General features: G+C 68.4%; 19 protein-coding genes. 14 read left to right on the top strand and 5 right to left on the bottom strand.

Annotation, left to right across the window (positions count from 1 at the left end; genetic code table 11):
* The first annotated feature begins 108 nt into the window (after positions 1–108).
* Genes IEY36_RS18455 through IEY36_RS18470 form a run of 4 tightly spaced genes read left to right on the top strand, consistent with a single transcriptional unit; the run spans position 109 to position 3,897 of the window.
* The gene (locus tag IEY36_RS18455; protein ID WP_229681413.1) at positions 109–1,122 is read left to right on the top strand and encodes an alpha/beta fold hydrolase; all 1,014 of its coding nucleotides are present in this window, start codon (positions 109–111) and stop codon (positions 1,120–1,122) included.
* The gene (locus tag IEY36_RS18460) at positions 1,092–2,387 is read left to right on the top strand and encodes a 3-isopropylmalate dehydratase large subunit (protein WP_188969414.1); all 1,296 of its coding nucleotides are present in this window, start codon (positions 1,092–1,094) and stop codon (positions 2,385–2,387) included. The genes IEY36_RS18455 and IEY36_RS18460 overlap by 31 nt, the downstream gene beginning before the upstream one ends.
* Positions 2,384–2,926, top strand: coding sequence for a 3-isopropylmalate dehydratase small subunit (locus IEY36_RS18465; RefSeq protein WP_188969416.1), 543 nt, complete (start codon positions 2,384–2,386; stop codon positions 2,924–2,926). The genes IEY36_RS18460 and IEY36_RS18465 overlap by 4 nt, the downstream gene beginning before the upstream one ends.
* Entirely contained in the window at positions 2,923–3,897 is a 975-nt protein-coding gene (locus IEY36_RS18470; RefSeq protein WP_188969418.1) for a Bug family tripartite tricarboxylate transporter substrate binding protein, read from the top strand. The genes IEY36_RS18465 and IEY36_RS18470 overlap by 4 nt, the downstream gene beginning before the upstream one ends.
* A gap of 218 nt (positions 3,898–4,115) precedes the next feature.
* Here IEY36_RS18470 and IEY36_RS18475 read toward each other — a convergent pair whose 3' ends face one another.
* Both IEY36_RS18475 and IEY36_RS18480 read right to left on the bottom strand, forming a co-directional pair.
* Positions 4,116–4,685: a cytochrome b gene (locus tag IEY36_RS18475; protein ID WP_188969420.1), complete on the bottom strand. Its 570-nt coding sequence runs from the start codon at positions 4,683–4,685 to the stop codon at positions 4,116–4,118.
* The gene (locus tag IEY36_RS18480) at positions 4,666–5,256 is read right to left on the bottom strand and encodes a YceI family protein (RefSeq protein WP_188969422.1); all 591 of its coding nucleotides are present in this window, start codon (positions 5,254–5,256) and stop codon (positions 4,666–4,668) included. The genes IEY36_RS18475 and IEY36_RS18480 overlap by 20 nt, the downstream gene beginning before the upstream one ends.
* 152 nt (positions 5,257–5,408) lie before the next feature.
* Here IEY36_RS18480 and rimP point away from each other — a divergent pair, with 152 nt between their 5' ends.
* From rimP to IEY36_RS18510, 6 genes are all read left to right on the top strand, one after another.
* Positions 5,409–5,936, top strand: coding sequence for a ribosome maturation factor RimP (gene rimP, locus IEY36_RS18485; protein ID WP_188969424.1), 528 nt, complete (start codon positions 5,409–5,411; stop codon positions 5,934–5,936).
* Between the two features lie 117 nt (positions 5,937–6,053).
* Positions 6,054–7,604 carry a transcription termination factor NusA gene (nusA, locus tag IEY36_RS18490; protein ID WP_188969426.1) on the top strand — a complete coding sequence of 517 codons (1,551 nt, stop codon included), beginning with the start codon at positions 6,054–6,056 and terminating at the stop codon, positions 7,602–7,604.
* The gene (locus IEY36_RS18495; protein WP_229681414.1) at positions 7,588–8,208 is read left to right on the top strand and encodes an RNA-binding protein; all 621 of its coding nucleotides are present in this window, start codon (positions 7,588–7,590) and stop codon (positions 8,206–8,208) included. Before nusA ends, IEY36_RS18495 begins: the two co-directional genes overlap by 17 nt.
* A 58-nt stretch (positions 8,209–8,266) precedes the next feature.
* A complete protein-coding gene (gene infB / locus IEY36_RS18500; RefSeq protein ID WP_188969430.1) occupies positions 8,267–11,008 on the top strand; it encodes a translation initiation factor IF-2 in 2,742 nt (913 codons plus the stop codon).
* Between the two features lie 166 nt (positions 11,009–11,174).
* The gene (rbfA, locus tag IEY36_RS18505) at positions 11,175–11,591 is read left to right on the top strand and encodes a 30S ribosome-binding factor RbfA (protein ID WP_188969432.1); all 417 of its coding nucleotides are present in this window, start codon (positions 11,175–11,177) and stop codon (positions 11,589–11,591) included.
* A 44-nt stretch (positions 11,592–11,635) separates the two neighbouring features.
* Positions 11,636–11,971: an acyl-CoA thioesterase gene (locus tag IEY36_RS18510; protein ID WP_188969765.1), complete on the top strand. Its 336-nt coding sequence runs from the start codon at positions 11,636–11,638 to the stop codon at positions 11,969–11,971.
* Here IEY36_RS18510 and IEY36_RS18515 read toward each other — a convergent pair whose 3' ends face one another.
* A complete protein-coding gene (locus tag IEY36_RS18515) occupies positions 11,972–12,202 on the bottom strand; it encodes a hypothetical protein (RefSeq protein WP_188969434.1) in 231 nt (76 codons plus the stop codon).
* Between the two features lie 71 nt (positions 12,203–12,273).
* On the opposite strand from IEY36_RS18515, the gene truB reads away from it, so the two are divergent.
* Both truB and rpsO read left to right on the top strand, forming a co-directional pair.
* A complete protein-coding gene (truB, locus tag IEY36_RS18520; RefSeq protein ID WP_188969436.1) occupies positions 12,274–13,242 on the top strand; it encodes a tRNA pseudouridine(55) synthase TruB in 969 nt (322 codons plus the stop codon).
* Between the two features lie 88 nt (positions 13,243–13,330).
* Positions 13,331–13,600, top strand: a complete 270-nt coding sequence (gene rpsO / locus IEY36_RS18525) for a 30S ribosomal protein S15 (RefSeq protein WP_188969444.1) — start codon at positions 13,331–13,333, stop codon at positions 13,598–13,600.
* Between the two features lie 194 nt (positions 13,601–13,794).
* On the opposite strand, the gene IEY36_RS30705 is transcribed toward rpsO, so the two are convergent.
* Both IEY36_RS30705 and IEY36_RS30710 read right to left on the bottom strand, forming a co-directional pair.
* Positions 13,795–14,019, bottom strand: coding sequence for a hypothetical protein (locus tag IEY36_RS30705; protein WP_229681415.1), 225 nt, complete (start codon positions 14,017–14,019; stop codon positions 13,795–13,797).
* Between the two features lie 3 nt (positions 14,020–14,022).
* Positions 14,023–14,445 (bottom strand): LysE family translocator, encoded by a 423-nt coding sequence (locus IEY36_RS30710; protein ID WP_229681416.1) that lies wholly within the window; start codon positions 14,443–14,445, stop codon positions 14,023–14,025.
* A gap of 120 nt (positions 14,446–14,565) precedes the next feature.
* Here IEY36_RS30710 and IEY36_RS18535 point away from each other — a divergent pair, with 120 nt between their 5' ends.
* Together IEY36_RS18535 and IEY36_RS18540 are read left to right on the top strand one after the other, a co-directional pair.
* Entirely contained in the window at positions 14,566–15,618 is a 1,053-nt protein-coding gene (locus IEY36_RS18535; RefSeq protein WP_229681417.1) for a dihydrodipicolinate synthase family protein, read from the top strand.
* Between the two features lie 12 nt (positions 15,619–15,630).
* Positions 15,631–16,785 (top strand): Gfo/Idh/MocA family protein, encoded by a 1,155-nt coding sequence (locus tag IEY36_RS18540; protein WP_188969446.1) that lies wholly within the window; start codon positions 15,631–15,633, stop codon positions 16,783–16,785.
* Positions 16,786–16,820: the final 35 nt, after the last annotated feature.

The following is a 16,820-nucleotide window of genomic DNA, read 5'->3' on the forward strand; positions in this document are numbered from 1 at the left end:
CCGACCTTTAGGTCATAAACCTGTGTCATAGGCCCTTGCCAGACGGCTGGGCCGGTTGCACGCTTCCCCCAACGATAGAGTGTTGGGGGAAACATGCGGCAGCGCGTGATGCGTGGCATTTCGGCGTTGGTGGTGGCGAGCGGCCTGGCAGGTGTGGCGCAGGCACAGCCGCTGACCATCGAACGCTTCGGCTCGTTCCATGTTGGCGGGCAGGAAGTCGAGATTTCCGGCAAGCCGGTCATCGAATACACGCCGACCGTCGGCGGCGCGCCGCTGCGCATCGACCCCAACGGCACCTACATGGTCGGGCAGATGTATGCCCAGTTCATGGTGCCGCAGCCGGTGCGCGGCACGGTGCCGCTGATGCTGTGGCATGGGGCGTACCTGACGGGCGTCACCTATGAGACGACGCCGGATGGGCGGGAGGGGTGGCAGCACTACTTCCTCCGCCGCGGCTGGACGACCTATGTGACGGATGCGGTGGAACGCGGGCGCAGCGGCGCGGCGATGACGCCGGACATCTTCGGCCTGGCGATCCATCTGCCGACGTCCAATCCGTGGGAGCGCTTCCGTATCGGCGATGGCGCCGGGTCGCATGCGCGCGGCACGGTACTCGAGGGCAACCAGTTCCCGACCGAGCCTGAGCAGTACCGCGCCTTCATGCGCCAGGTGGTCGCGCGCTATCTCGGCACGGATGAGTACGTGATCGCGGCCTATATCGCGCTGCTGGAACGCGTCGGGCCCTCGGTGGTGATCGCGCATTCCCAGGGCGGTGCCTTCGCCTGGCAGGTGGCGCAGCGGCGGCCCGACCTGTTCCGCGCGCTCGTGCTGGTGGAACCGGCTGGCACCGGCATCGCGGCTGATGCGGCGAAGCTGAAGGACGTGCCGACCATGCTGATGTATGGCGACTACGTCGAAGGCGACCCGCGCTGGTCGGTGATCCGCCGCAATGCGCGCCGCTTCGCCGATGCGGTGCGTGCCGCCGGCGGCACGGTGGATGACGTGGACCTGCCGGCGCGGGGCATTCGCGGCAACAGCCACATGATCATGATGGACCGCAATTCCGATGCGGTGGCGGGGCTGATCCAGGAATGGCTCGCCGCGCGCGGGCTGTGGCGGTGACGGGGCAGTCCGTCGCGCAGAAGATCATCGCCCGCGCCGCAGGGCGCGCGGCGGTGGAAGTTGGTGACTACGTCACCGTCACGCCCGACTATACCGCCTGCCAGGAACTGTTCTGGCCGGGGCACAAGCGCAACCTCGAACGCATTGGCGTCGATCGCATTCCGCGCCCGGACAAGGCGGTGATGGTAATCGACCATTCGACCTCGGCGGCGATGGGCTCCCATCATCATGAGACGCATCGCACGCTGCGTGACTGGTGCGCGCAACAGGGCATCGAGAATTTCTTCGGCCCCGGCAATGGGTTGCGCCATCTGGTGCTGACGGAGCGCGGTTTCGCCCGGCCGGGCACGCTGATCTTCTCGGATGAAGGGAATATCGCGAGCATTGGCGCGCTGGGCGCGTTGAACATTCCGATCTCGACCGAGGTGATCGTCGCGCTGATTCAGGATTCCAACTGGCTCGCCGTGCCGCCCTCGGCGCGCATCACCCTGACCGGGCGGCTCGGCCTCGGCGTGACGGCGCGCGACGTGATTCAGACCATCCTGCGCGACACAACGCCGGATGGGCGGCTGCTGCAATGCTGCGTGGAATTCGATGGGGAGGGCGTCGCGACCCTGTCGCTGGATGACCGGCAGACGGTGCTCGCCTCGCTGTTCCACAGCGGCGCCTATACCGGGATCATGGAGCCGGATTCGGTGGCGCTGGAGTATGTGCGTGCGCGCGATGGCGGGCGGCCCTGGGAGGTGGTGCGCGCCGACGCCGGCGCAGACTACGTCACGCGCATGACCTACGACCTCGGCGCCATCGCGCCCATGGTGACGGTGCCGCCGGATGCGCATGGCGCGGTGCCGGTGGGCGAGGCGGCGGGGCAGCATATCGATCAGGCCTCGATCGGCTCCTGCGCCGGCAATCGGCTGGAGGATATGCGCGACGCGGCACGGCTGCTGCGCGGGCGGCGGGTTGCCTCGCATGTGACGCTCTACATCACGCCGGGGAGCCGGGAGGTCTATGCCGCCGCGGCGCGCGAAGGGCTGCTGGAGATTTTCGCCGAAGCCGGTGCGGCCGTGCTGGCGCCGGGTTGCACCACCTGTTGGGGCTATCAGGGCGTGTTGAACGACAACGAGGTTTCGCTCTCGACCCAGCAATTCAACTACCAGGGGCGCAATGGCGCGCGGACGTCGCGTGTGTTCCTGGCCGGGCCGCTGACCGTCGCGGCCTCGGCCATCGCCGGGCGCATCACCGACCCGCGGGAGATGCTGGCATGACCCCGCGCGGCCGCGTCTGGAAGTTCGGCGACGACGTCTCGGGCGATGACGGCATCATCGAATTCGCGATCATCCGCGACAGCTTCGGCAAGGAATTCGACGAGGATGCGCTGCGGGCGATGTGCTTCCGCCGCCTGCGGCCGGAATTCCCCGCGCAGGTGAAGGCGGGTGACATCGTCGTCGGCGGGCGCAACTTCGCGCATCACAACCATGTCGAGGTCTCCGTTGCGATGCGCGCCTCGGGCATCGCCGTCGTGGTCGTTGAATCCTGCGATTCAGGCTTCCTGCGCCGCGCGCTGAACAATGGGCTGCCGGTGATGATCTGCCCTGGCATCGCCGCGGCGGTCAGCGACGGCGAGACCATCGGCGCCGACCCGGCGACCGGGGAAGTGCATCTGCCCACCGGCCAGGTGCTGCGGAGCAAGCCGTTCTCCGAGCGCATGGTGCAGATCTGGCGGGCGGGCGGGACGATCCCGCTGCTCGAACGGGAATTCGCCACGCGGCCCCAAGCCGCGGGCCATCAGGGAGACGCCGCATGATGCCGACACGCCGCCTGGTCATCGCCGCCGCGCTGGCGGCACCCGCCATCGCCCAGGCGCAGGGCTTCCCCGACCGACCCGTGCGGTTGCTGGTGCCTTATCCGCCCGGCGGCAATGTGGATTTCACCGCGCGGTTGATCGGACCGGCGCTGTCGGCCTCGCTCGGCCAGCCGGTGGTGGTGGACAACCGGGCCGGGGCGGGCGGCATCGTCGGCACCGAGGCGGTGGCCCGCGCCCGGCCAGATGGCGCCTTGGTGCTGCTCGGCTCCTCCGGGCCGCTGTCGCTGTTCCCGGTGGCGATGCCGTCGCTGCCGTTCGACCCGCTGCGCGACTTCGCGCCGATCGGCATCGCCTATCGCGTGCCGATCGTGCTGATGGTCGGGCGCGAGGTGCCGGCGCGTACGCTGGCGGAATTCGTCGCCTTGGCGAAAGCGACGCCGGGCGGCCTGTCGGCCGGCACGGCGGGCATCGGTTCCGGCGCGCACCTGGCCATCGAGATGTTCAACGCCGGCACCGGCGCGGGCATCGTGCATGTGCCCTATCGCGGCACCGGACCGGCGCAGAGCGACCTGATCGCCGGGACCATCCCGCTCATCTTCGACCAATTGTCGAGCGCGCTGCCACTGCATGCCGATGGTCGCGGGCGCATCCTCGGCATCGCTTCCGCGGCGCGGTCGCCGCTGCTGCCGGATGTGCCGACACTGCGCGAGGCGGGCCTGGTGGAGCCGGAACTCACCACCACGCTCGGGCTGCTCGCCCCGGCTGGGACGCCGGAGCCGATCATCGGCCGGTGGCGCGACGCGCTGGTCGCCGCCATGGGCGATGCTGCGGTCCGTGAACGGCTGTTGAGCCTCGGCGCCGATATCCCGCCCGCCGCCGACATCGCGCCGGCGCGGTACGCCGCGGTGATCCGCGAGGAAATGGAGACCAATCGGCGCGCAGTGCAACTCGGCAATATCCGCCTCGAATAGGCCGTGCCAGGCGCGACCTGGCCCCGGCCACCAGCGCCGGGCAAGGACCTTTTGGACGACGGGGAGGTCCGGGAGGGTGCGGCCCGGCGCCGTTTGCCTTCGGCGGGGCGCAGGCAAACCGGTCAAGCCGCTTGGTTGAGTGAGCATCCTCACGCGCCTGACGGATTCCGGCCGGGCGCGATCTGCTCAACGTTCGGGTTGAGGAATCTCCCAGCCTGTCACGCCGCCGGCGCGCGGTCCGGCCGCCCCAGCATCCGCCGCAACGTCCCGCGTCCCTGCCAGTGATGCAGCAGCGCCATCACCGCATGCCCGGCGGCCAGGACGACGAGGCTCCAGGCCAGCAGCCGGTGAATTCCGCGGAGCAGGTTGAAACTGGCTTCGTCCGGCCCGAGCAGATGCGGCACCGGGATGAGCAGGAACAGCGTCGTCTCGATCTGACCTGGCGCCGTGCTGGCCGACAGATAGCCGAGCACCGGCACCACCATCAGCAGCACATACAGGGCCGCGTGGCCAACGCCGGCGGCGCGCCGCTGCCAGGCCGCGATGCCGGGGTCTTCCGGCGGGCGGGGCCGACGCGCGCGCAACACCAAGCGCCAGGCCACTAGCGGCGGCACCAGCAGCCCGATCGTCTTATGGGCCTGGTAGGCGAGGATTTTCGCCAGAAGCTGCGTCAGCGGCAGCGCCACCATGACAAGGCCGATGCCGAAGGCCGCGACGACCAGCCCGGCCACCACCCAATGCAGCCAGCGCTGCCACCGGCTCCAGCCGTCAGACGATGAGGCTGACATGGACCGTGAGGCGAATGGTGTCGGAAATCGCCGCGGATTCCGCCGTCATGCCGTATTCTGAGCGCTTCATCTCTCCGGTGGCGGCGAAGGCAGCGACATCGGCGCCCAGGGTGGCATCCCGGCGGCGGTCGACCAGCCGGGCGTCCATGGCGAAGGGCCGGGTGATGCCGCGGATGGTCAGCTCCCCGGCGAGGCTGAAGCCGGCCAGGCTCCCCCGTCCCGTGGCGGCCCCGGTGAACCGCGCCTCGGGGAAGTGCTCGACATCGAAGAAGGCAGGCGAACGCAACAGGTCCACCGCGCCCGGATAGGCCAGGGCGATTGCCGCGGTATGCACGGTGACGGTAACGGCGGTGGTCAGCGGCTGATCGGGGTCGATCAACAGCTCGGCGGCGAAATTCTCGAAGCGGCCGGTCGACGACAGGATGCCGAGATGCCGCGCGGTGAATTCCAGCTGCCCGCGCGTCCCGTCGAAGACATAGCGGCTTCGGGTGGCGGCCCGGCTGGGCCGCACCACCATGGCGGCCAGGCCGCCGGCCAGAATGCGCCGTCCGATCAGCAGGGGGTGTGCCATGGTCCGCTCCCATCCAGCGGGAGACATGTTGCATCTCATGCCCCCCATGCAAGGCCGCTTGCATCCGCGCCGCCGAAGCGTCATAACGCGTGCCAGACATTCCAACCGATCCGACGGGGGGTGGCCTTGCAAGGGGCCGCCTTTTTTGTTGCTTGAACGATACCGACGACCAGCCACGCCATGAAGGGCTCGAAGCCCGTATCGCCGATGCGATCCTGCCGACGCTGGGTCACCTCGGCTATGAGTTGGTGCGCGTGCAGGTCTCGGGCAAGGAAACCCCGACGGTGCAGGTGATGGCCGACCGGGCGGATGGGGCCATCTTCCGGGTCGAGGATTGCGAGGCGATCAGCCACGCCATCGGCGCCGTGCTCGACGTCGCGGACCCGATCAAGGGTGAGTGGAACCTTGAGGTCTCCTCGGCCGGGATCGACCGGCCGCTGACGCGGGCGAAGGACTGGAACCGCTTTGCTGGCCATGTTGCGACCGTCGAGCTCGCCATGCCGCAGGACGGGCGCAAGCGCTTCCGCGGCATTGCCCTCGGCGCCGATGCCGAACTGGCCCGGATGCGGCTCGACGACGGCAATGAGATCGCCTTCGCGCGGTCGAATATCCGCCGCGCGAAACTTGTGATGACCGATGAACTCATTGCCGCGACCGCGGCACCCCAGACCGAGAACTAGAGCGTGATGCATTCACCTTCCTTCACGCATCGCGCTCTGCCCCTGTTGTTTGATCGCGTGATTCAGACCTCCGGTGCCGTCGCACCTGCGGTCATCACGCTCTAGGAGAGAGGCTCCATGGCCATCGATATCGCCATCGCCCGTCCCGAATTGCTGCAGGTCGCCGAAGCCGTCGCGCGCGAGAAGATGATCGAGCGCGACGAGGTTCTGGAGGCGATGGAGCAGGCCATCCAAAAGGCCGGCCGCGCCAAATACGGGCACGAGAAGGACATTCGCGCCATCATCGACCGCAAGACCGGCGAAGTCCGCCTGTCGCGCTGGACCGAGGTGGTCGAGGCCGAGCCGGTCGAGAACGAGGCGACCCAGCTTTCCTACCGCATCGCGCAGAAGATCAAGCCGGGCATCAAGCTCGGCGAATTCATCATCGACCCGCTGCCGCCGATCGATTTCGGCCGCATCGCCGCGCAGACCGCCAAGCAGGTGATCGTCCAGCGCGTGCGCGAGGTGGAACGCGGCAAGCAGTTCAACGAATACAAGGACCGCGTCGGCGAGATCATCAACGGCATCGTCAAGCGCACCGAGTACGGCAACCTGATGGTGGACCTCGGCCGGGCCGAGGCCCTGCTGCGTCGGGACGAGACCATTCCGCGCGAGGCTTTCCGCAACGGCGACCGCGTGCGCGCCTATATCTATGACGTGCGCGAGGAACCGCGCGGGCCGCAGATCTTCCTCAGCCGCACGCATCCGGGCTTCCTGGCCAAGCTGTTCGCGCAGGAAGTGCCGGAAATCTACGACGGCATCATCGAGATCAAGGCAGTCGCCCGCGACCCCGGTTCGCGCGCCAAGATGGCGGTGATCAGCCGCGACAGCAGCATCGACCCGGTCGGTGCCTGCGTCGGCATGCGTGGGTCGCGCGTGCAGGCGGTGGTCGCCGAACTCCAGGGCGAGAAGATTGACATCATTCCCTGGTCGCCCGATTTCGCGACCTTCATCGTGAATGCGCTGGCGCCGGCCGAAGTGTCGAAGGTCGTGCTGGACGAGGACGGCAAGCGCTGCGAAGTGGTGGTGCCGGATGACCAGCTTTCGCTGGCGATCGGTCGTCGCGGGCAGAATGTGCGTCTTGCATCCCAGCTGACGCGTTACGATATCGATATCCTGACCGAAGCGGAGGAATCCGAGCGCCGGCAGGAGGAATTCCGCAAGCGTACCGGCCTATTCGTCGAGGCGCTGGATGTCGATGACGTCATTGCCGGCCTGCTGGTGCAGGAAGGCTTCGGCACCATCGAGGACATCGTCACCGTCGAGGATGAAGAACTGGCCGAGATCGAAGGCTTCGACGAAAGCGTCGCCGCCGAGCTGAAGCGTCGCGCCGGCACCTTCATCGAGAAGCGCGACAACGAGTTGGACGACAAGCGCCGCGAACTGGGCGTCGATGATGTGCTGTCCGAGATCGGCGGCTTCTCGCCGGCCATGATGGTCACGCTGGGTGAGAAGGGTGTGAAGGGTCTTGAGGACCTGGCCGATCTCGCCGGCGATGAGCTGATCGAGATTCTCGGCACCGAGGTGGTGGACGAGGAAACGGCGAACGCCATCGTCATGGAAGCGCGGCGTCGGGCCGGGTGGCTTGGCGACGAACAGGATGCAGATACGGGTGACGGCAACGATTGACGCCGATGCCCCGGAGGAGGAGGAGCCGGAAACCGGCCCCCACCGCCGCTGCATCGTGACGCGAGAGGTCCAGCCGAAGGAGCGCATGCTCCGTTTCGTGCTGGGTCCTGGGCGCGAAATCGTCCCGGATATCGCCGGCAAGCTGCCGGGTCGGGGAATGTGGTTGAGCGCGCGAGGCGATGTGCTAGAAACCGCCCTGAGCCGCGGGGCCTTTTTGCGGGCCGCGCGTGGGCAGGTGACGTTTCCCCCCGACCTTCGCGTGCGGATTGAGGACGGACTTCGCGGTCGTGTCCGCGACCTTCTGGGCTTGGCCCGGCGGGCCGGGCAGGCCGTATCGGGCTGGCAGGCGGCGCGTGAATGGCTTCAGGCCGGACGCGCGGGGCTGCTGGTGCAGGCCGCGGATGGCAGCCTGGCCGAGCGTGCGCGCTTCGGCGGGCGGGATTTGCCGGCCGTGACGCCGCTTTCGGCGGCGGAGTTGGGTATTGTTTTCGGGCGCGACCACGCCGTTCACGTGGTGGTTGCGCCGGGTCGGTTGGCGGAAGCCATACGGACCGAGGCGGAGAGGCTGGCAGGATTTGCCGGCACCCCGCCAGAACAGGCGTAAGGGTCGCAACGATCGTGGCGACTTTGGAATTTTTGTTGAATCGGGTTCGGATCGGCGGATGAGCGACCAGAACGAGCAGGACGCGGGCAAGAGCAGGCTGAGCCTTCGGCCCGGCGGACGCCTCGAACTTGGCAAGACGGTGGATGCCGGCAGCGTGCGGCAATCCTTCAGCCATGGCCGCAGCAAGACCGTACAGGTCGAAGTTGTGAAGAAGCGCGCGGGTGCGCCGCCGGCGAAGCCTGGCGTTGCAGCGCCGCCGGCGCGTGCGACGGCGCCTGCCGCGCCGCAGCCGCAGGCGCAGCCGCAGGGCGGCCAGTCCCGCACCGTGGCGCCGCCGAATACGGGCCCGCGCGTCGCGCCCCCGGGGCGGCCGCTGACCCAGGCCGAGATCGCGGTCCGCCAGCGCGTGCTGGAGGAGAATCGCCGCGCCGAAGCCGCGCGCCAGCGTGAGGAACGCGAGCGCCAGGCGCTGATGGTGCGTTCCGCCGCCGAGGAAGCCGCCCGCAAGGCCGAGGAAGACCGCAAGGCAGCCGAGGAGGCCGCGGCCCGTGCCGAGGAGGAGGCTCGCGCCGCCGCCGCGGAAGCCGCCCGTCCCAAGGTGCAGGAAGAAGTTCGCCGTCCCGCCGCCGCCGCACCCGCGGCCGCGGGTGCGGCGCCTGTCTCGGCGGCCCCGCAGGCGCGGCCCGCGCCGCGCGCTGCTGCCGGTGCGCCGGCGGCCCCCGGTGCCCGCAAGACCGATGCCGACAGCCCCGCCGCGCGGCTGACGCTGAAGGCCCGGCCGACCGAGGAAGAGGATGAGCGCCGTCCGGCGATGCGTCGCCCGGGTGGCCCGCCGGGTGCGCCTGGCCGTCGCCCGATGCCGGTGCCAGTCAAGAAGGCGCCGCCGCCGACCGACCGTCGTCGGGACAGCCGCATTGACGTGCAGGCCGCGATCGAGGGCGAGGATGAGCGCAGCCGCTCCATCGCGTCCCTGCGGCGTGCCCGCGACCGTGAGCGCCGTCAGCAGGAGCTGGCGCGTCTGCGGTCGGGTGCCGAACGCGTGGTGCGCGACGTGGTGGTGCCGGAAGCCATCACCGTGCAGGAACTGGCGAACCGCATGGCCGCGCGTGGCGGCGAAGTGGTCAAGGCGCTTTTCCGCATGGGCGTCATGGCGACGCTGACGCAGAGCATCGATGCCGACACCGCCGAGCTGGTGGTGCAGGAATTCGGCCATCGCGTGAAGCGCGTGAGCGAGAGCGACGTCGAGATCGGCCTGGAAGGTGCGGTGGATACCGACACCGAGCTGGCATCGCGCCCGCCGGTCGTGACCATCATGGGCCATGTCGACCACGGCAAGACGTCACTGCTGGATGCGCTGCGCAAGACCGACGTGGTCGCGCATGAGGCCGGCGGCATCACCCAGCATATCGGCGCCTACCAGATCACGGTGCCGGACGGGACGAAGGTTACCTTCATCGACACGCCGGGCCACGAGGCCTTCACCGCGATGCGTGCGCGCGGTGCCTCGGTGACCGACATGGTGGTGCTGGTGGTGGCTGCCGATGACGGCGTGATGCCGCAGACGATCGAAGCGATCCGCCATGCCAAGGCGGCGGGCGTGCCGATCATCGTGGCCGTCAATAAGATCGACAAGCCCGGCGTGAAGCCCGAGCGCGTGAAGCAGGAACTGCTGCAGCACGAGATCGTGGTGGAGTCCCTGGGTGGTGACACGCAGGAGATCGAGGTCTCGGCGACGCAGAAGATCAACCTCGACAAGCTGCTCGAGGGGATTTCGCTGCAGGCCGAGGTGCTCGACCTCAAGGCGAACCCGGATCGCGCGGCGGAAGGCACGGTCATCGAGTCCAAGCTCGACCGCGGCCGAGGTCCGGTCGCGACCGTGCTGGTCCAGAAGGGCACGCTGCGGACCGGCGACATCGTCGTGGCCGGCGCCGAATGGGGCCGGGTGCGCGCGATGCTCGACGACAAGGGCCGCCAGATGAAGGAGGCCGGCCCGTCGCTGCCGGTCGAGATCCTGGGGCTTTCGGGCGTTCCCTCCGCCGGCGAGAACTTCATCGCCGTCGAGAACGAGGCCCGCGCGCGTGAGGTCTCCGAGTTCCGCCAGCGCAAGCTGCGCGACAAGGCGGCCGCCGCCCTGGGTGCCGGCCGTGGCAATTTGACCGACATGCTGGCGCGCATCCAGGCGGGCGAGCAGAAGGAAGTGGCTGTCGTCGTGAAGGCCGATGTGCAGGGTTCCGCCGAGGCGATCGGCGTGACGCTGGGCAAGCTCGGCAATGACGAGGTGAAGGTCCGCGTGCTGCATTCCGCGGTGGGCCAGATCACCGAATCCGACATCCAGCTGGCCAAGGCCTCGGATGCCGTGATCGTCGCCTTCAATGTCCGTGCGACGTCGCAGGCGCGCGACCTGGCGGCCAAGGAAGGCGTGGATATCCGCTACTACTCGATCATCTACGAAGTCGCCGATGACATCGAAAAGCTGTACAAGGGCAAGCTTGCTCCCGTGCAGCGCGAGAAGTTCCTGGGCTACGCGCAGGTGCTGCAGGTCTTCGAGGTCAAGAAGATCGGCAAGGTCGCCGGCTGCCGCATCACCGAAGGCGTGGTCAAGCGCGGTGCGGGTGTCCGCCTGCTGCGCGACGGCGTGGTGATCCACCAGGGCGAGCTGTCCACGCTGAAGCGCTTCAAGGACGATGTCCGCGAAGTGGGCAACGGGCTCGAGTGCGGCATGTCCTTCGCGAATTACGACGACATCCGCGTCAGCGACCAGATCGAGTGCTACGAAGTGGAGACCGTCGCGGCGGCGTAAGCCGCAGCGACGAGCTTTGTCTTGCCCTCAAATGCCAAGCGCGCGCATCCGCGCGCTTGGCTTTCGCGCCCGGCACTGTTGCGTGGGCGGCAAATGGCAGTCTGGGCGCGGTCGCGCTGTGCGCTCCCGGCGCACCTTCGGTGCGCCGAAGCTGGGTAGGTTTCTGATGAACAAGCCAAAGCATCGCGGCCCGGCGGAAGGCCCCTCCCAGCGCCAGCTGCGTGTCGCGGAGGAAATCCGCCACACGCTCGCCGCTGTTTTCGCGCGGGAGGAATTCCGCGACCCCGACCTGCACGAGTTGCGCGTGACGGTGACGGAAGTCCGCGCCTCGCCAGACCTCAAGCATGTCACCGCCTTCGTCTCGGCGCTGGGCAAGGATTTGAGCAAGGAGCAGATGGCCGCGCTGCGGCGCGTCTCGCCGTTCCTGCGCCGGGAGGTCGCCAAGGCGGTCCGGTTGAAATACGCGCCCGACCTGCATTTCCAGCCCGACACCGCGCTGGAGTACGCCATGCACATCAATGAGGTGATGCACCGGCCGGAAGTCGCGCGCGACCTCGCGCCCAAGAAGGACGGCGAGGAGTGAGCGCCGTCCCGCCGGATGAAGCGCCGCAGATCCGTGTCATCGCCATGCCGGCCGATGCCAACCCCGCCGGGGATATCTTCGGCGGTTGGCTGATGGCGCATATGGACCAGGCGGGTGCCTCGGTCGCCTTCCGCTCGGCGCGCGGGCGTGTCGCCACCGTGGCGGTGGAGGCGATGACCTTTCACCTGCCCGTACATGTCGGCGATGAGGTCAGCCTTTATGGCCGCCTGCTCGGTACCGGCCGTACCTCCATCCGCGTGCATGTCGAGGCCTGGCGCCGCGATCGGACCACTGAGGACGCCGCGCGGGTGACCGAGGCGACCTTCACCTTCGTCGCCCTGGACGACGACGGCCGGCCGCGACCCGTACCCGCCGCCTGATCAGGAGGCGCAGCTGAACACCTGGAGCACGACCATGATCCACCCCAGCGCGGCGGGGGCTGCGAAGCCCAGCAGCGCGACGGGCGCGGCGAGGATGGTGCCCCACAGCGCGCCCAGCCAGCTCTCCCCGATCAGCCCGCCGGCGAAGCCGCCCAGGCCAAGGACCGTTGCGGCGATCAGGATACGGCCCCAAAGGGGGTATTCCTTATCCTCCTCCACATCCTCTTCCACCGGCAGCCTCCTGCGCTGACCAACCGGGGCGAGCCTCTCGCCGCCGGCATTGACCCGCTACGGATCATTTCATGGCCCAGAACCGCCAACGCCACCGCAAGCCGAAAGGCCGCCCGCTCGACGGCTGGCTGATCATCGACAAGCCGACCGCGATCGGTTCGACCGATGTCGTCACCATCTGCAAGCGTGCCTTCCAGGCGCAGAAATGCGGCCATGGCGGCACGCTCGACCCGCTGGCGACCGGCGTGCTGCCGATCGCCTTTGGCGCGGCCACCAAGACCGTGCCCTATGTGATGGACGGCACGAAGCAGTACCGCTTCACGCTGCGCCTGGGCGAGGCGCGCGATTCCGACGATGCCGACGGCAAGGTCATCGAGACCACCGATGTGCGGCCGACCGACGAACAACTTCGGGCCGCGTTGCCCGCCTTCATCGGCGACATCATGCAGGTGCCGCCGATCTTCTCGGCCATCAAGGTCTCGGGCGAACGTGCCTATGACTTGGCCCGCGCAGGGGAGGCGGTGGAGCTCGCGCCGCGGCCGGCCCGCGTCGATCGCTTCGAGCTGATCGAGCGGCCGGACGCCGATACCGCCATCTTCTTCGTGGAATCCGGCAAGGGCGTGTACATGCGCTCGCTGGCGCGCGACATCGCGAAGGCCTGCGGCGCAGTGGGGCACATCGCGGCCCTGCGGCGGATGCGCGTGGGGCCTTTCCACGAGAAGGATGCGGTTCCGCTGGACAGGATCGCCGTTTCCGGCGATACCCCGCCCCCTTCCCCGGATCTTCTGCTTCCGGTGACGACCGCGCTGGCCGACATCCCGGCTCTGGCCCTCACTGAAGCAGAGATTGCCCGCCTGTCCTTTGGCCAGCCGATACCGCTGGTCGAGCTGATGGGCCGGGTTCCGCGCGAAGCCAACCCCGATGGTGGGCTGGCCAGGGCGATGGCGGGGGAGCGCCTGATGGGTCTCGCCCGCTTCGAGGAAGGCTTGCTGAAGCCGGAGCGGTGGCTGGGCCAGGGTGGTTCCCCGGCTGACCGATGACTGTCGCGCCGCAAGGCACGTACGGACATGGGCCGGCCAATCATGAAGCCGATGGCGCGCGCGCCCGGCCAACCCGAAGGATACCCCGATGTCGATCACTGCCGAACGCCGCCAGGCGGTCATCAAGGAATACGCGACCGGCCCCAATGACACGGGCAGCCCGGAAGTCCAGGTCGCGATCATGTCCGAGCGCATCGTCAACCTGACCGAGCACCTCAAGACCCACGCGAAGGATTTCCATTCGCGCCGTGGCCTGCTCGTGCTGGTCGGCCAGCGCCGTGGCCTGCTCGACTACCTGAAGCGCAAGAGCCAGAAGCGCTACGAAACGCTGATCGGCCGGCTGAACCTGCGCCGTTAGAGCAGATCCCGATCGGATGGAATCATCTGATCGGGTGAAGATGCTCGCGAAGACAAAGGATTGGAGAGGGTTCCGTGAGCCAGGGCGAACGGAAGTCGCTCTAGTACCGCGAGGGGCCTTGCCCCTCCGAGACGCTTCCTGGGCCCGCCCGGTGCATCTGCTGCGCCGCGGCGGGTCTTTTGCGTCCGGGTCCGTCAGTTCGCGGGGCGCTCGGCCAAAGCGAGGCCGATGCCGAGCGCGACCATCGCGGCGCCCGAGGCCTCCCGCAGGCGGCGGATCAGGGTGGGGCGGGCCGCCGCGCCATCCCACAGGCGACTGGCGAGGATGGCGACCACGACATCCGCCACGGTGTTCAGCACGACCGAGACGAAGCCCAGCACCACGAACTGCACCGCGATGGCGCCCTGGGCGGGGTCCACGAATTACGGAATGAAGGCGAGGAAGAAGGCCGCGGTCTTGGGATTAGACGCCTCGACCAGGATGCCCTCGCGGAAGGCGCGTCGCGACCCGACCTGCGGCGCGGCCGACCCGCCTGCGAAGGCGGCGGAGGCGTCCCGGCGCGCCGCCTGGATCTTGCGCAGGCCGAGCCACATCAGATAGGCCGCACCGACGAGCTTCAGCGCGGCGAAGAGTTCCGCGCTGGTCAGCACGATGGCGGACACGCCGAGGCTGCCCGCCAGCACATGGACCATGCCACCCAGCCCGGTGCCGAAGCCGGATGCCACGCCTTCGCCGCGGCCGCCGGCCAGCGTGCGTGCCGCGACGTAGAAGATGCCCGGGCCAGGTGTTACGGCGAGCAGGAAGGCCGCGGCGGCGTAGAGGGTGAGCTGGCTGGCATCGGGCATGGTTTGACGGCTGTACAGGACGTCCCGGCCTATCCCAAGTCCGAACCGGCATCGCTTGACCCTCGCGCGGGCCTCGATTAAGTAACCGGACGGTTACCGCGATGCGGGGGGAAGCAAAGGGTGGGTCTGACACGACAGCACTGGCCTGCGGGCATCGCCGGACGCCTGGCCGCGGGTTGCGCGATCCCGGCGCATCCGCTGGCCCTGAATGCGGCGCGCGAACTCGACCCGCGCCGGCAGAAGGCGCTCTCGCGATACTATCTCGATGCCGGTTCGGGCGGCCTTGCCGTCGGCGTCCACACCACGCAATTCGCGATCCGCGAGCGCGGGATGTACGAAACGGTGCTGCGCCTCTCGGCCGAGGTCGCCGCCGAACGCGCGGACAGCTCCATCCTCGTTGCCGGTGCCATCGGCCGGACGGCGCAGGCGGTGGCCGAGGCGCAACTCGCCCGCGGCCTTGGCTACCACGCCGTGCTGCTCTCGCTGGCCGCCTGGAAAGGTGCGTCCGAGGACGAGATCATCGCCCATTGCCAGGCCGTCGCGGCCGAGATGCCGCTGTTTGGCTTCTACCTCCAGCCCGCGGTCGGCGGCGTGAAGCTGCCCGCCTCCTTCTGGAAGCGCTTCGCGGCCATCGAGAACGTCGTCGCCATCAAGATGGCGCCCTTTAATCGCTACGCCACGCTCGACGTGCTGCGCGGCGTGCTGGAGGCCGGCGCGCAGGATCGCATCGCCCTCTATACCGGCAATGACGACCACATCGTCGCCGACCTGCTGACGCCCTTCACGCTGGTGCATCAGGGGCGCCCGACCACGCTACGCATCGTCGGCGGCCTGCTCGGCCATTGGTCCGTCTGGAACCGTGCGGCGGCGGAATTGCAGAAGCGCTGCGCTTCGGTCACCGGCGCCATCCCGGCTGAGCTGCTGGCCCTCGATGCCGCCGTCACCGAGATGAACGCCGCCGTCTTCGATGTCGCGCACGACTTCCACGGCGTCATTGCCGGCTGCCATGAGATCCTGCGCCGCCAGGGGCTCCTGGAAGGTATCTGGTGCCTCGACGAGCATGAATCGCTTTCGCCCGGACAGGCGGAGCTGCTGACCGCCGTCGCCGAACGCTATCCGCACCTGACGGATGACGCCTTCGTCGCGGCCAATCTTCATCGCTGGCTTTCGTAGGGATCACGATACATGGCGGAACGCCGCATCGGCCTCATCATGAACGGCGTCACCGGCCGGATGGGGATGAACCAGCATTTGATCCGCTCCATCGCCGCGATCCGCGCCGATGGCGGCGTGAAGCTCGCCAATGGCGATATGATCATGCCGGACCCGGTGATCGTCGGACGCAACAAGGCGAAGCTGGAGGCGCTGGCCAAGGCGCACGATATCAGCCGCGTCAGTACTGACCTCGATGCCTGCCTGGCCGACCCGAAGGACGAGATCTTCTTCGACGCCGCCACCACGCAGATGCGCGCGGGGTTGCTGCGGAAAGCCATCGCGGCCGGCAAGCACATCTATTGCGAGAAGCCAACAGCCGACAATCTGGCCGATGCGCTGGACGTCGCGAAGCTCGCCAAGGCCGCCGGCATCAAGAACGGCGTGGTGCAGGACAAGCTGTTCCTGCCCGGCTTGCGCAAGCTGAAGATGGTGATCGAGTCCGGCTTCCTCGGCCGCATCTGCTCGGTGAAGGGGGAGTTCGGCTATTGGGTGTTCGAAGGCGACCTGCAGCCGGCGCAACGCCCGTCCTGGAACTACAAGAAGGCCGAGGGCGGCGGCATCATCCTCGATATGCTCTGCCACTGGCGCTATGTGCTGGACAACCTGTTCGGCAATGTCGAGGCGGTATCCTGCCTCGGCGCCGTGCACATTCCCGAGCGCATCGGGGAGGACGGCAAGCCCTACAAGGCCGATGCCGACGATGCCGCCTACGCCACATTCCAGCTCGAAGGCGGCACCATCGCGCACATCAATTCATCCTGGGTGACACGCGTGCGTCGCGACGACCTGGTGACCTTCCAGGTCGACGGCACGCATGGCTCGGCCATTTGCGGTTTGCAGAAGTGCTGGACGCAGTCGCGCGTTGCCACGCCCAAGCCGGTCTGGAACCCCGACCAGCCGCAGACCATCGACTTCTTCGCCGGCTGGCAGGAAGTGCCGACCACGACGGATTTCCCCAACGGCTTCCGCGTGCAGTGGGAGGAATTCCTCAGGCACGTCGCCGGCGAACGCGCGGATTATCCGTGGGACCTGATGGCCGGGGCGCGCGGCGTGCAGCTTGCCGAGGCCGGGTTGAAGTCCTGGGCCGAGCGGCGCTGGATCGATCTGCCGAAGCTCGACGGTTGAAGGGCAGGGGAAGGGGAACCTTCCCCCGCACCCCC

The organism is Neoroseomonas lacus, from assembly GCF_014644535.1.
Taxonomy (GTDB): Bacteria; Pseudomonadota; Alphaproteobacteria; order Acetobacterales; family Acetobacteraceae; genus Neoroseomonas; species Neoroseomonas lacus.

Bases quoted from the DNA above. Each gene is read 5' to 3' on its own strand.
- IEY36_RS18455 (WP_229681413.1), top strand. From the start codon at position 109: ATGCGTGGCATTTCGGCGTTGGTGGTGGCGAGCGGCCTGGCAGGTGTG.
- IEY36_RS18460 (WP_188969414.1), top strand. From the start codon at position 1,092: ATGGCTCGCCGCGCGCGGGCTGTGGCGGTGACGGGGCAGTCCGTCGCG.
- IEY36_RS18465 (WP_188969416.1), top strand. From the start codon at position 2,384: ATGACCCCGCGCGGCCGCGTCTGGAAGTTCGGCGACGACGTCTCGGGC.
- IEY36_RS18470 (WP_188969418.1), top strand. From the start codon at position 2,923: ATGATGCCGACACGCCGCCTGGTCATCGCCGCCGCGCTGGCGGCACCC.
- IEY36_RS18475 (WP_188969420.1), bottom strand. From the start codon at position 4,685: ATGTCAGCCTCATCGTCTGACGGCTGGAGCCGGTGGCAGCGCTGGCTG.
- IEY36_RS18480 (WP_188969422.1), bottom strand. From the start codon at position 5,256: ATGGCACACCCCCTGCTGATCGGACGGCGCATTCTGGCCGGCGGCCTG.
- nusA (WP_188969426.1), top strand. From the start codon at position 6,054: ATGGCCATCGATATCGCCATCGCCCGTCCCGAATTGCTGCAGGTCGCC.
- infB (WP_188969430.1), top strand. From the start codon at position 8,267: ATGAGCGACCAGAACGAGCAGGACGCGGGCAAGAGCAGGCTGAGCCTT.
- rbfA (WP_188969432.1), top strand. From the start codon at position 11,175: ATGAACAAGCCAAAGCATCGCGGCCCGGCGGAAGGCCCCTCCCAGCGC.
- IEY36_RS18510 (WP_188969765.1), top strand. From the start codon at position 11,636: ATGCCGGCCGATGCCAACCCCGCCGGGGATATCTTCGGCGGTTGGCTG.
- truB (WP_188969436.1), top strand. From the start codon at position 12,274: ATGGCCCAGAACCGCCAACGCCACCGCAAGCCGAAAGGCCGCCCGCTC.
- rpsO (WP_188969444.1), top strand. From the start codon at position 13,331: ATGTCGATCACTGCCGAACGCCGCCAGGCGGTCATCAAGGAATACGCG.
- IEY36_RS30710 (WP_229681416.1), bottom strand. From the start codon at position 14,445: ATGCCCGATGCCAGCCAGCTCACCCTCTACGCCGCCGCGGCCTTCCTG.
- IEY36_RS18540 (WP_188969446.1), top strand. From the start codon at position 15,631: ATGGCGGAACGCCGCATCGGCCTCATCATGAACGGCGTCACCGGCCGG.